We start from the raw sequence: 13478 nt of genomic DNA, 5'->3' as shown, positions 1-13478 counted from the left end.
CGTGAAACCACCGAAGTTGAGTCTCAGAACTACGGTTACAAGTTTGGACAAGAAGAAGAAACCTACAACATCGTTGCAGCCCACGGCTACTTCGGTCGGTTAATCTTCCAATATGCTTCCTTCAACAACAGCCGTTCCTTGCACTTCTTCTTGGGTGCATGGCCGGTGATCGGGATTTGGTTCACCGCCTTGGGTATTAGCACAATGGCGTTCAACCTCAACGGTTTCAACTTCAACCAGTCGGTAATCGATTCACAAGGTCGCGTTATCAATACCTGGGCTGATGTGATCAACCGGGCAAACTTGGGGATGGAAGTGATGCACGAACGGAATGCTCACAACTTCCCGCTTGATTTGGCTGCCGGTGAGCAAACTCCTGTTGCTTTAACCGCACCTTCTATCAATGGCTAAGTTTTAGCTCTTGATTAAAAAAGCGCTCTCAGAAATGGGGGCGCTTTTTGCTTTTCGGGGTGTTGGGATGTGAAGTAGGGGCGATAGCGAAGCGGCACGTCAGTGCTAGCATTCGGGTGAAAATTTTTGACGATGAAATATAACTTAGCTGTCCGAATTCTAACGCTGACGTGCCGTTGTGCTATCGCCCTAACTAGGCTTCTCATGATTAATGCAGGGCAAAGCATTCGGGTACAAATTTTTTCGTAAGAACATAAAGAATTATCGCCCGAATGCTTTACCCCTACGGGTTGAATGTGGCAAAAGATAAAAATTGAAATGGCGTTTTAAATTTAACGCAATGTTATAAAGGCTTTTGCATTATAGGGGTAATTCATCTAATTTACAGAGCAAAAAAAGTAGGGGCAATTTACGAATTGCCCCTACTTTTTACTCTAATGAGTCAAATTTGAGAACAGAGTTCTAGTAGCCTCTGGTGTTCGGCTTGTGTACGATGAAGCTGAGCACTTGGCACTGCTTGATGTTGTCAAAACCGACAACGCGCACGAAGCAGTTGGAGTATTCAGACCGGCAGCCTTGAACTTCACTCAGAACTTCTTGGACGCTTCTGGCGTTGAACAAAGGCAACTTCCACAGGGTCCAGAAGAATGTGGTCGGTTCAGACACTTCATTGAACTCGATGGCAGGAATATAACCTTGATCGAGGATGTACTGAATTTGTTTGGCGATCTGCGCGTCGCTGAGTGGCGGCAGATAGGAAAGGGTCTCGTAACGCCGCTCTTTGGGTAGGGTTTTCATGTCTTCCTTAGTGTCTTTCTGGTGTAGCTGCAATTCTTGGCTAATTGCGATGAAGCGATTAGCCATTAACTGGATAAATTATCCAAATTAGGCTCTGAAGAGGTTTCCATTTCTGGCTGGGGGGCGGTGTCAGGTACGCTTAGTTGCGTCATGCGCTCCAAATGCCGTCGGCGGTGTTCCATATTTGCTTGACTGATGCCAGTGCAAACCATCTCAGGTAAAAACTCTGACACTTCCTGGGCCAGATGTTCTCGCACTGTCATCAGTCGAAACGCTAATTCTGGCTTTTCCTGAAGTAATTCTCGCAGGTAGGCTTCGCCATCTTGGATTTTGCCCGTGGAGGAAAAGCTTTGCAACCAGAGCGCTAAGGGAGGATTCGTTTCACTGAGCTGAGCAAAAACAGTTCGCATCGCTTGATAAGTCAGGTAGCTAGTCAGCACCTTCGCAGTATCTTTGGCGATTTGTTTTATATCCATACTGATGTGAATTTTGAGAGGGTCAGTTATCTTTTACTAAAATCTTTAGTAAAAGCTGATTGCTGCAACCTTTACTGGGTACAACACCATACCCGCTCTCCCTTGCCAAAACAGCATTGGAAAATACCTAAGACTCACATCCACAGGATTTCGCCTTCAACTTGCCATCTTGTGGATAGCCACCGCTTTTTTAAGACCCGACTCCAGCCCAGTCAGTCCTGAATCCTAAGTTCTGAGTGGAGATTATTCACCCCGCACTCAGGACTTTTCATCAGACCGTATCCATTGCCTCGAACTCGAACTTGATTTCTTTCCAGAGTTCGCAAGCTGCGGCCAATTCAGGAGACCACTTACAGGCTTCGCGGATCACGTCGTTGCCTTCGCGGGCAAGTGACCGGCCTTCGTTACGTGCTTGGACGCAAGCTTCGAGGGCAACGCGGTTGGCTGTTGCGCCTGGAGCATTACCCCAGGGGTGGCCCAAGGTGCCGCCGCCGAATTGCAGGACGGAGTCATCGCCGAAGATTTCCACGAGTGCCGGCATGTGCCATACGTGAATACCACCGGAAGCAACTGCCATCACACCCGGCATAGATGCCCAGTCTTGGGTGAAGTAAATACCGCGAGACAAGTCTTGCTCGACATAGTTTTCACGCAGCAAATCAACGAAGCCCATCGTGATTCCGCGTTCGCCTTCCAACTTGCCGACGACGGTGCCGGTGTGGATGTGGTCGCCACCAGACATCCGCAGACACTTGGCCAAGACACGGAAGTGAATCCCGTGGTTCTTTTGCCGGTCAATCACAGCGTGCATAGCGCGGTGAATGTGTAGCAAGATACCGTTGGCGCGGCACCAGTGAGCTAAGGTGGTGTTAGCTGTGAACCCTGCAGTCAGGTAGTCGTGCATGATGATGGGCATTTTGAGTTCTTTGGCGAACTCGGCGCGCTCCAACATTTGTTCACAGGTAGGGGCGGTGACGTTCAGGTAGTGACCCTTGATTTCACCTGTTTCAGCCTGGGATTTGTGGATGGCTTCTGCTACGAACAGAAAGCGATCACGCCAGCGCTGGAATGGGGCGGAGTTGATGTTTTCGTCGTCTTTGGTGAAGTCTAGACCGCCGCGTAGGCACTCATAGACTGCCCGACCGTAGTTTTTAGCCGACAGACCCAATTTGGGTTTGATGGTGCAACCGAGTAGGGGACGACCGTACTTATTGATTTTGTCGCGCTCTACTTGGATACCGTGGGGAGGCCCTTGGAAAGTCTTCAGGTAGGCAACGGGAATCCGCAGGTCTTCCAGACGCAGCGCCCGCAAGGCTTTGAAACCAAATACGTTCCCCACAATGGAGGTCAACATATTGGTGACAGAACCTTCTTCAAACAGATCCAGTGGATAAGCAACGTAGCAAATAAACTGGTTATCTTCACCGGGGACTGGGGTGATGTCGTAGCAACGACCTTTATAGCGATCCAAGTCCGTCAGCAAGTCGGTCCACACGGTTGTCCAAGTGCCGGTGGAAGACTCTGCAGCCACAGCAGCACCCGCTTCTTCAGGGGGAACTCCAGGCTGAGGGGTAACGCGGAAAGCCGCGAGGATATCAGTGTCTTTCGGTGTGTAATCGGGGGTGTAATAAGTCAGTCTGTAGTCTTTTACACCGGCTTTGTAGCCTGTTTTTGTTTGTGTTTGGCTTGAAGCGTAAGTCATAATCCCCCTTCCTAGGAATCATGGAATGAGCAGGCAGCTTTAGTAAGCTCTTAAACAATATACCAGGGATCAAATAAGTTAAACTTCAAATCTTATTTAGTAAGCTATAATCTCGGTTTATATTTTATGACAAAATATTAATTTTTTGTTACAAACATTGTGCCAAGTTCTAAAGTACGCTAGCAAGCCAGAGCAGGCGATGCTTTGCGAGTCCCAGAACGCAAGAAGTTAGGGAAAGGAAGCCGTGAAAATCCCGTCTAGTCTCACCGGCAAATGTAAAATAAGCGAGCAGTAGTGAATAAAAACTAGAGGGAAGACGGAGAGAGGGGGAGAGAGGGAGAGAAGGAGAACCGCCTAATCCCACCGCTTTAGACCCAGCAAGCTATGTCTATGGTGAATGACCAAAGACTCGCGATCCCCAATCATGTCCCATCCCCGTACCTTTAGGTTGGCGAAGCCATGCCCCATGCCCCATGCCCCATGCCCCATTCCCCAAATTACGGTTGTGCCTCAGTCTTTATATACCCACTGCATCAATCCAGACTGCACCGGCCCTTACCCTCAGGCTTGGGGCAATAAGTTTTGTCAAAGTTGCGGGGCACCTTTAGAGTTCAAAGGGCGCTATATCCCCCTACAGCAGCTTGGCACCGGCGGCTTTGCCGTTATTTACACGGTCTGGGATCTCAAGTCCCAGAAAGAACGAGTTCTGAAAGTGTTGGTAGTAACCTCTCCCAAGGGACTCGAACTTTTTAAGCAAGAAGCCGCCGTTTTAGCGCGTCTGCGGCATCCCGGAGTCCCCAGAGTCGAGTCAGATAGCTATTTCGAGGTGCGTCTGGCCCACCCCAAACCCCGCCATCTGCCCTGTCTGGTGATGGAAAAAATTAATGGCCCAACCCTAGAGGATATTCTCGACCAATATCCCCAGGGATATCCAGAAGCCCTGGTTTTAGACTGGCTTTCTCAGGCAATCGATATTTTCCAGGTATTACACCGGCGTAACATTGTTCATCGCGACATCAAACCCAGCAACCTGATGTTGCGCCAGGAAACTTACCAACTTGTGGCGATAGATTTTGGTGGGGCAAAGCAAATTCGTGCCGGCAGCGCCCATCAGGTGAGTTCCACGCGCTTAGTGTCTCCGGGTTACAGTCCGCCCGAACAGATAGCCGGCGGAGTGGTGGGACCGGCAGCCGATTTTTACGCCTTGGGACGAACCTTTATTCACTTACTCACAGGCCGGTATCCTGCTGATATCGAAGATCCCGTAACAGGCCAGTGCCGGTGGCGTCAGTATGCCAAAGTTAGCCCCGCTTTAGCTGATCTACTGGATGAAATGGTGCGCCCAGTCGTGACTCAACGACCGGCAAACGCGGCAGAAATTCAGTCACGGTTGGCCCGCCTTTCCCGACGCAGAAGAAGGGCGGCGAGGGCACTGTTCAGTTTTGATCGCCTCAGAGCGATCGTGGAAGGTATTTTTCATTGGGTGGCATCCCCGATAGCAGCCGTCGTTATTTTCCTCTACCGGCTCGTTATGGGTGGGGTGAAAACCTGCGCGGCGCTTGTCAGATGGCTCTTACGTGCTTGTTCAGACACCTTTTTAGGTATGGTGCTGGGCGGCATTGGGGGAAGTATTGGTGCGGGGATCGGGTTTTGGTTGGCTTATTGGTCGCCGGTGGGTGATCAGATGGCCCAGATGCTTTCGGAACAGCTGAGCCGGTTGAGTCCCGATACCCAGCTAGCTGTTGAGCCAATAATTTTACTGTTTGCCTGGGCGGGGTTGGGTACTGCGCTGGGGTTGACAGAAGCCGGCAGTTTTGGGCAATTGCGGCGATTTTGGCCGGCTGCCGTGATGGGAATCTTTGGCTATCTCTTGGGTTGGTGGGGTTTACATACAATTGTTTCAACGCCGGCGAAAGTGGTTGATGGGTTAATGGGATTTAGTGCCATTGCCATTGCTTGCGTCACCCTCGGTTTAGGTTTACCCAGACATCACCTGCTTCACGCTTCCTTTGCTGCAATGGGAACTGCCGCAATTATTGCAAATCTGATTTACCTGTCTCCTTATTCTTTTAACCTCGTTTTCTTTTCTAGCAAGCTCTCCACCGGCATCGGTTGGCCAGAATTTTGGCTGAGTATCGGCTTTTTTGGGCTTTTAGGCAGTGCCGGTGCGCTTTGTTTGGGCGCTATTTACTATATCCTCATTCCCTGCTTGCGCTTCTTAGGTTTCCGCTAAGGGAAAGGGGAACCTAGATTCAGCACTTCTCTTCCCCACTATCCCTGTTAAGGTAAGTGAATCAGCTTATTTTCCCAGAGGGCGTCAAATGCGTGATCCTAAAAACAATGAGATTAATATTGATGCGGCAACTGTTCTTTTAGTTGTCTGTGCATTAATCCTATTGCCGCTTCTGTTAACTGGTTTCTTTGCCCAATAAGTAATTGTTTGACACGCAACAACGTCATGACTACCTACTTCCGCCCAAGCGTTGAGATGATGACCGGCTATACTCCCGGCGAACAACCCAAGCCAGGGACAAATATAATCAAACTCAACACTAACGAAAATCCTTATCCGCCTTCACCGGCAGCGATCTCAGTTCTGCGGAATTTAGACATTGAATGGTTGCGGCGTTACCCAGATCCTTATGCCAACGAATTTCGCAAGGCGATTTCTGAGGTGTTGGAGGTGCCGGTTGACTGGATTATTGTCAGCAATGGCAGCGATGAATTGCTCAATGTTGTGGTGCGTGCTTGTGCGGAATTGGGGCGCAAAGTGGTTTATCCAATGCCGACGTATGTGTTATATCGCACGCTAACCGATATGCAGCCGGCGGATCGGGTGGAAATTCCATACAGCGAGGACTATCGCTTACCGATTGAAGAATTAGTGGCAGAGAATGGTGCAGTAACGTTTATTGCATCACCCAATAGTCCATCGGGACATACCGTTCCCATTGATGAGATTCGACAATTGGCAGCAAGGTTATCGGGTGTTTTAGTCATTGATGAAGCTTACGTTGATTTTGCGGAAGAAACGGCGTTGCCCTTAGTCAAAGAATTTGAGAATGTTATTATAATTCGCACCTTATCTAAAGGTTATTCTTTGGCAGGATTGCGGCTGGGGTTTGGCATTGCAAATCCGAAGCTTTTGAGTGGATTATTTAAGGTTAAAGATAGTTACAATATTGACGCGATATCCTGCTTGGTTGGGGCGGCGGCGATGCGCGATCAAACTCATAAAAATGAGTGTGCGGAAAAGGTGAAGGCATCGCGGGCAAAATTGGCAGTGGATCTCAAGCAATTGGGCTGTCGGTTGTGGGATTCCCAAGCTAATTTCTTTTTGACACAACCCCCCAAAGGTAATGCCGAGCAAATTTATTTAGCACTGAAGGAACGGGGAATTTTGGTGCGTTATTTCAAACAGGCCGGTTTAGAGGATAAGCTTCGTATTACGGTGGGAACTGATGAGCAAAATCAGATACTAATTGAAGCGTTAATTCATCTAGTCTAATCATTCAGTATCGGGTTTTAGTTAGATAATGGTAAAATGCCGGCTCTAAAAATTCTGTGTTGATGGCAACTTTTTGGCGGGAAATTAGGCGATGAGTGATTTACAAACCCAGCTAAAAATGGATACTTGGCTTCCTATGTCCTGGGATAAGTATATTCAGATCATTGAGCATCCAATTTATGAACAGGCAAAGAATTACTACTACAAAGGACACATGAGGATTGAGATGTCACCTGTTAGTTTTGAGCATGGACAAGACCATGTGGTGATTATCTTAGCAGTTAATTTGTTTGCTGCAATTAAAGGCATTCCTCTAAGAGGGTTAGACACAACGACATTTCGTAAAGCGGGTGTGCGGGAATGTCAACCGGATGTGTCTTATTACATTGGTGCTTGCGCTCAATCGATCCCATCTGGTACGGGAATTGTGAATCTTGATCAGTATCCAGCCCCGAATTTAGTGATTGAGATTGCCAAGACTTCGTTGCTGGATGATGTGGGGACAAAACGGGTACTTTATGAAGAGTTAGGCGTCGCTGAATATTGGGTGGTAGATGTGCAAAATACTCAAATTCTTGCCTATAGGGTGGCTGATCAGGGAAGTAACCGGATTCAGGTATCTCAGGTATTACCGGCACTTTCTATGGCAATTTTAGAAGAAGCGCTTCGTCGCAGTCGAGAAACTGATCAATCTCAGGTAATAGCTTGGTTGTTGACACAGTTTCAACAAAGAGAAGGCTAAATTTTAATTATAATCAAAAAATAGAAGTAACTAGCAGTCTTTCTATGTTCAATCAGCAAGAATTTTATGCTTTAGAAGAAGGGAAACCCTTACGATTGGTCATTGATTGGGGATTCCTGAGTCGAGAGATTGTAATTTATTTGGATAGTGAAGAAATTGGCAGAATCCCTAGGGTTAAACTGAGCAAACCGCATGAATTTATCCTGAGTAATGGCAGCCGGCTAAAAATTCAGCAGGTTCCAAGTTTTAAAATTTTAGGAATGGGGTTTCAGCCATGCCTGCACATCAGCTTGGATGGACGGGATTTACCGGGAGTTATCGTTAGTCCCCAACAACTTGTCTCGTCGGCTAATGGCGCTATTTTTCTGATTGCGCTAGCAAAACTTGTTTTAGCGATATTGATGCCGGTTAAGACGATCACGCTTTTGCCGGCACTTCAATTTCGGGAGATTGTCGAGTGGCAACAGAGTTTTACCGGCTCTATTTTCACCGGCTTAATTCTGCTGGGGCTTTTGCTTCTGCCTCAGCGTTTCACCAGACAGAGGTTAACTGCTGCACTGGTTATTGTACTGGGAAACGTTCTTATGGAGTTTTCGTGCCTGTGGGTTTGCAAATCCGCTCATATTAGCTCTATGGCAGCATTTGAGGGGCTTGCTGCTTTATCGATTTATCAAGGGTTAAGAGCAGAAAGTCGTTCTCGTCGTAGAAGATCATAGGAGAATTTTGGTGCCGGTTGTTGTCCGAGTTTCAATCTTGAGTGATCGCATTATTCATCCTCCACATTCCTTTGATGAATTACTTAATTGCCATTGACTTTCTTAAGGTTTCCGACCCTATCCTGGGACAACTCATTGACCAAATTGGTGCGTGTCAACTGAATCAGCAGGAGTTGGAGGGAGACTTGTTCTTTTGCCTATGCCGGTCAATTCTTCACCAACAACTTTCTACTAAGGTGGCTAAAGTCATCCACGAAAGGTTTCTTCGGCTTTACCCGCACACTCAGTTTCCTTCGGCGCAAGATGTCCTCGACACGCCGGATGAAGTCCTCCGCAGTGTGGGGATTTCGCGCCCCAAAATCTCTTACCTCAAAGACTTGGCACGTCATGCGATCGAGGGATTGCCCACGCTTGAGGAGTTGGAAGTCTTGGACGATGAGGCGATTATCAAGATTCTGACGCGGGTGAAAGGTGTCGGACGCTGGACTGTGCAGATGCTGCTGATTTTCCGTCTCAAGCGGTGGGATGTCTTGCCGGTGGATGACTTGGGTATACGTGCCGGCATTCGGAAACTCTACAATCTTGAGGCACTTCCTGACCGCAAGACTACAGAATGTTTTGGGCAAAAGTGGAAGCCTTATTGCAGTATTGCCGCGTGGTACTTGTGGCGGAGTTTGGAGCCTTTACCGCAGCTAGTTTGAGGAATCCTGGAAAAAGGAGGATTACCATCAAAAATTATAGTCAGAGTCCTATAGATTAGAATAAATCAGGTGTCCAGCAATTCTGGATGGTACAACCATATGACAACAAGTAGATTTTACACCCAACTCCAGCAGCAAATCTCTAGATGGCTAAATTATGGCAAAAAGTCTGGGTTCACTGAATTGGAGTTAGAGAAGATTATATTAGGAAGTTCTCTAGGCAAGCGGTCTGAGAACCAGGATCGCGTACTCTTCTTCAGAGTCAGATTTGAAGAATCTCGCAAACCTGCTTTCGCTGGAATCGTGCTTTGTGATGGGATGGGAGGTATGGCTAGTGGTGGAGACTGTGCAACTTTAGCGATTAGCACATTTGCAACATCTCTAGCCCGTAGTAATGCGTCGTCCGCGCTAACTGATAAGTTAAGAGTCGCTGTAAAATATACAAATGAAGTTGTTTACAAGGCTTATCAGGGAAAAGGAGGAGCAACCCTGTCGGCGGTTGTTTGTGATGAGAAAGATAAATGGGCAGCGATCAACGTAGGAGATAGCCGAATTTATCAAGTCTTCGATACTGGAATAGTAGAGCAACTAACTATTGATGACACTTTAGAGAATCAACTAGTCAATCTCAATCTTCCTTCTCCCCCACCTGAGTTTAGACAACTTTTACAGTATATTGGTATGGGTGAAGGTGTAGAGCCGCGAGTTATAGATCTGCAACCTTCTTCTGAAGTTAATTGGATTGTGATAACATCAGATGGCGCACACAGTCTTCCAAAAGAGATTTTTCAGGCAGTAATAGTTCATGCAGAAACATCTAAAAATGCAGTCGATCGACTGATTGCTATTTCAGAATGGCTTGGGGGTAAAGATAACTCTACAGTAGCCGTCCTTCCTCTTGGGAAGAAATTGCTTATTCGTGAGCAAGACTCTAGTTCAGGTTATTTTGAGATTTGGGGAATTCCTGGTAAAGCTGAATTTTTGAGCATTATACAAGATGAGACTCGTGGAATTAGAAACCTAACAACCTTAGATAAGGAAACTACCAAAGATGAGGGGGTTGCTAAAAAAGAGCGCAATTTATCACCAAAGAGACAAGCCAAGCAAAAAAAACAAAAAGATTTTGAAGAAACAGCTCTGAATGATGCAAATGGTAACAAAGGCAATGGAGAAAAAATTGCTCCACAGCTAAACATAGAATTTTCTCAGGAGGACTAAGTTTAATGTCTAATGGTATTCCACCTCGCTATGTTCCAACAGGAAAAGAATTTTGTGGAGGAATGGGAGAGATTTTAATCTGCACAGACACAAATCTTGATCGAGATGTTGCTATTAAATTTATTCAGGATGTCACAGATCAACGTAGACTGTTTGATGAAATAGCTGCTTTGCAAAAAATAAGGTCAAAAAATGTCGTTCAAATTTTTGACGTTTTTGTAAATGAAGGTAGTACACGACGTATAGGTATAGTACAAGAATATATACCAGGAGAGGATTTAATGTCTCTTACTGGGAAAGAGACATTATCAAAAGATCAATATTTAAAAGTCCTTTATCAGATAGCATCGGGGATTAGTGATATCCACACGCAAGGATTAATTCATCGTGATATCAAGCCCAATAATATGAAATTTGATGGAGAAAACATCCTTAAAATATTTGATTTTGGATTAGCCAGATTTACAGGAAAAAATGACTCAACTCTAGGATTTTGTGGAACTCCGGGTTTCGCTGCACCGGAATTATATCAGTCCGGTTTTGTTTCCTTTACAAAGGCTGTAGATACTTATGCTTTTGGTGTGACTGCGTTGTACCTGTCGGGAACAGAAATTCCACAATCTTTATTAAAAATTCCTCCTGGTTTTACTCCTCCTCCTCCCAGTTTTGCCTCTCTCTCTATCGGGATTCCTAACAGACTGGCAAGTATGCTTGATCTAACACTATCAGAAGATCCAGTAAATAGACCTGCAATGGCAGAAGTCAGAGATCTGATGGGTAAATATCTTTTATTTGGCAAGCATCGAGCACTTGTTATGAAAGGAACACATGAATATATCCTTGAAAAGGTGAATCAAATCGTAAAATTAGATTCCCCAGGATATGGTTCACTTCGTATCAAATATGACGGTTTAGATTTCTTGATTGAGTCCGTTAATGGAGCAATTTTTGTAAACAATAAATCTGTGTTCCAAGGTCAACAACTCCCTAAAGATTGCGTAATTACTATTGGTTCTTCTAGCGATGGAGTTTCAAGGTTATTCATAACGTTCGATATATCGAATCCAGAGGTGGTTTTATGAACGACGATCAAATTCATAACATTGGCGAGCAAATAGATAATCGTTATAAAATTCTTTGCTTTGTTGGCGAAGGTGGAATGCAGCAGGTTTATCGTGCATTGGATTTGGTACTTAATAGAGAAGTTGCTCTAAAAGTTCCTAAAAACAAATCTGCGAAAAAACGGTTTAAGAGCAGTGCGGTAGTGAGCGCTAAAGTCAATCATCCAAATGTAGCGAAGACTCTAGACTATCTAGAAATTGGCTCAACTTCTTATTTAATCGAAGAATTTATATCAGGTAAGGATCTAAAGGAAGGGATAGTTCAACAACTACAATTCGTCGATCCATATCTGACTGCAAAAATTCTGCACTATTTGGCTAAAGGTGTTGCTGCTTCTCATCACGCAGGTGTAATCCATCGCGATCTCAAGCCAAGTAATGTGATGGTGTCAGGAGATTTCAATCTCTCAGAGATCAAGATTACAGATTTCGGTATTGCTAAAATGGCTAAAGAAGAAATTATAGATGCTGTTGAGAGAGGTGATGCTTCCACTGCTGCTTCCTCAACAGTAGTAGGGGCACTACCATATATGGCACCTGAAATGATCCAAGACTCTCGGAATGCAGGTAAGCCATCAGATGTGTGGGCGATGGGAGCAATGATGTATGAACTAATAAGTGGTCAAAAGCCTTTTGGATTCGGGTTAAATGCTGTTCCCAATATCCTTGCAGCTACACCTCCTCCGAAACCCAGCTACATCGAAAATAATTCTCAATTTAAGTCTCTAGGGAGTGAATTGTATAAAGTAATTCTCTCATGTTTAAATAAAAATCCCGAAGAACGTCCCAATGCGGATCAGTTAGTACAAAAATGTGAAAACTTATGCTATCCGGTTGTTGAGAGAAAGACTGGTAAATTTATATATAAGCACCCCGAATGGAATTGGGGTACAATTCAGAGCGATGACGGACAAACTATTTTTGTCCATTTCGATAGTGTTTATGGCAGTAAACCAACGATTGGTAGTAGAGTTTGCTTTTCTGCATTTCCAGGTTCACCTAATCCCCGCGCACATCCCGTTGTTCTGATGCGGGGAGTTAATACAAATGTATGATTAAGTCGAGCGCAAGGGTGAATGAAAAGAGCGATTATGCAAATTGGTTTAGCCTACAGGTAGGCATCCATGTGATTGCAAGCACTAACACCCACAGCGCAGCAAGTTTAAATTCAAGCAGTTGCAGCAGTTTGCTCTTCAGGGAAAAATGCAAGAATAATTCGCTCTAGCGGAATGCCGCCGGCAATTAAGTCTTTAGTGATTTCCTGATCCATCCCGTCATATTCCACCCAAATCTTATCCTCATTAAATCCTATCAAACGCACTGTCTTCATCCTGGTTTACCGGCAACGAATGCTACACGACCTTGGGGCAAAGTATATTGCCCATAACTCCGCATTGTTTGAACCTGAAAACCCACTTGAGAAAGTTCTGTTACAATATCTTCCTCTTTGTATAATCGCTGCCGGTGGACTTCGTCATCCCGTCTGTAATATTCTCCAATTTTGCGAAAGGTAATAATCTTGCGTGTTAAAATTGCCAGGTCGTGATCTTCCTCTTTTTCCACTAGCACGATCCAATCTTTTCCTTCCTTAAATCCCTTTGTCATTTCCACCGGCACGTCTCCTAATTCAATAATATCGAAGACCAAAACACCCCCAGGAATTAAGGCGTGATAAATGCGGTGGAAGAGTTGATTTAAGGTTTCGCGCTGATTATCTGGATCGAATAGATAGTTAAGACATTCACTGATAGCGGTGACAGCATTGCAGGGTGGGATGCCGGTTTTGAATAACGACTCAACCCGAAATTCGGCATTGGGGACTCTTGTTCGGGCAATGGCGATGGCAGCTTCCGAGATATCAACTCCCAAAACTTGATAGTCAGCTTTTGCAAGTTCTTGCGTCCATAAGCCGGTTCCGCACCCCAAATCGACGACTAAACCTGACCGGATATGGCGCTGATGCAGAATTTCTAAGATGCCGGCAGCAGATTTAAGCGCGTAGTCACTGAAACCAACGTCATGAATAAATGCGAGGTCTTCTTTGTACCACTCTGTCATATTCCAACCTTTGCGCTAAGGGATTTT

14 protein-coding genes and 1 pseudogene are annotated in these 13478 nt (G+C 45.6%); 9 read left to right on the top strand and 6 right to left on the bottom strand.

Going from position 1 to position 13478, the window contains the following annotated elements:
* Positions 1–411: pseudogene (locus H6F73_RS08475) on the top strand (photosystem II q(b) protein); the annotation flags it as partial.
* A gap of 462 nt (positions 412–873) precedes the next feature.
* Here the strand turns inward: H6F73_RS08475 and H6F73_RS08470 are convergent.
* The 4 genes from H6F73_RS08470 to H6F73_RS26935 all read right to left on the bottom strand — a co-directional run bounded on the left by H6F73_RS08470 (position 874) and on the right by H6F73_RS26935 (position 3876).
* Positions 874–1209, bottom strand: a complete 336-nt coding sequence (locus H6F73_RS08470; RefSeq protein ID WP_190758383.1) for a ribulose bisphosphate carboxylase small subunit — start codon at positions 1207–1209, stop codon at positions 874–876.
* 65 nt (positions 1210–1274) lie between these two features.
* On the bottom strand, positions 1275–1685 hold the full coding sequence (locus tag H6F73_RS08465) for a chaperonin family protein RbcX (protein ID WP_190758304.1): 411 nt from the start codon (positions 1683–1685) through the stop codon (positions 1275–1277).
* Positions 1686–1956: 271 nt separating this feature from the next.
* Positions 1957–3387 carry a form I ribulose bisphosphate carboxylase large subunit gene (locus tag H6F73_RS08460; protein WP_190758303.1) on the bottom strand — a complete coding sequence of 477 codons (1431 nt, stop codon included), beginning with the start codon at positions 3385–3387 and terminating at the stop codon, positions 1957–1959.
* A 354-nt stretch (positions 3388–3741) separates the two neighbouring features.
* Positions 3742–3876: a hypothetical protein gene (locus H6F73_RS26935; protein WP_277882589.1), complete on the bottom strand. Its 135-nt coding sequence runs from the start codon at positions 3874–3876 to the stop codon at positions 3742–3744.
* On the opposite strand from H6F73_RS26935, the gene H6F73_RS08455 reads away from it, so the two are divergent.
* From H6F73_RS08455 to H6F73_RS08420, 8 genes are all read left to right on the top strand, one after another.
* The gene (locus H6F73_RS08455) at positions 3854–5620 is read left to right on the top strand and encodes a serine/threonine-protein kinase (RefSeq protein WP_190758302.1); all 1767 of its coding nucleotides are present in this window, start codon (positions 3854–3856) and stop codon (positions 5618–5620) included. The genes H6F73_RS26935 and H6F73_RS08455 overlap by 23 nt on opposite strands.
* A gap of 225 nt (positions 5621–5845) precedes the next feature.
* Positions 5846–6895 carry a histidinol-phosphate transaminase gene (gene hisC / locus H6F73_RS08450; protein WP_190758301.1) on the top strand — a complete coding sequence of 350 codons (1050 nt, stop codon included), beginning with the start codon at positions 5846–5848 and terminating at the stop codon, positions 6893–6895.
* 91 nt (positions 6896–6986) lie between these two features.
* Positions 6987–7637, top strand: coding sequence for a Uma2 family endonuclease (locus H6F73_RS08445; protein ID WP_190758300.1), 651 nt, complete (start codon positions 6987–6989; stop codon positions 7635–7637).
* A 44-nt stretch (positions 7638–7681) separates the two neighbouring features.
* Positions 7682–8353 (top strand): hypothetical protein, encoded by a 672-nt coding sequence (locus H6F73_RS08440; protein ID WP_190758299.1) that lies wholly within the window; start codon positions 7682–7684, stop codon positions 8351–8353.
* A gap of 41 nt (positions 8354–8394) precedes the next feature.
* Entirely contained in the window at positions 8395–9054 is a 660-nt protein-coding gene (locus tag H6F73_RS08435) for a DNA-3-methyladenine glycosylase (protein ID WP_347239497.1), read from the top strand.
* A gap of 99 nt (positions 9055–9153) precedes the next feature.
* On the top strand, positions 9154–10272 hold the full coding sequence (locus H6F73_RS08430; protein WP_190758381.1) for a protein phosphatase 2C domain-containing protein: 1119 nt from the start codon (positions 9154–9156) through the stop codon (positions 10270–10272).
* 5 nt (positions 10273–10277) lie between these two features.
* Positions 10278–11354, top strand: a complete 1077-nt coding sequence (locus H6F73_RS08425) for a serine/threonine-protein kinase (RefSeq protein WP_190758298.1) — start codon at positions 10278–10280, stop codon at positions 11352–11354.
* Positions 11351–12448 carry a serine/threonine-protein kinase gene (locus tag H6F73_RS08420; RefSeq protein WP_190758297.1) on the top strand — a complete coding sequence of 366 codons (1098 nt, stop codon included), beginning with the start codon at positions 11351–11353 and terminating at the stop codon, positions 12446–12448. The genes H6F73_RS08425 and H6F73_RS08420 overlap by 4 nt, the downstream gene beginning before the upstream one ends.
* 113 nt (positions 12449–12561) lie before the next feature.
* On the opposite strand, the gene H6F73_RS08415 is transcribed toward H6F73_RS08420, so the two are convergent.
* Together H6F73_RS08415 and H6F73_RS08410 are read right to left on the bottom strand one after the other, a co-directional pair.
* Positions 12562–12723, bottom strand: a complete 162-nt coding sequence (locus tag H6F73_RS08415) for an element excision factor XisI family protein (RefSeq protein ID WP_190758296.1) — start codon at positions 12721–12723, stop codon at positions 12562–12564.
* Complete coding sequence (locus tag H6F73_RS08410; protein ID WP_190758295.1) at positions 12720–13451, bottom strand: class I SAM-dependent methyltransferase; 732 nt, start codon at positions 13449–13451, stop codon at positions 12720–12722. The genes H6F73_RS08415 and H6F73_RS08410 overlap by 4 nt, the downstream gene beginning before the upstream one ends.
* Positions 13452–13478 lie beyond the last annotated feature (27 nt).

The organism is Microcoleus sp. FACHB-68, from assembly GCF_014695715.1.
GTDB lineage: Bacteria > Cyanobacteriota > Cyanobacteriia > Cyanobacteriales > Oscillatoriaceae > FACHB-68.
Note: the sequence above shows the minus strand (reverse complement) of the source record. Positions and strands in the feature narration are given on the sequence as shown.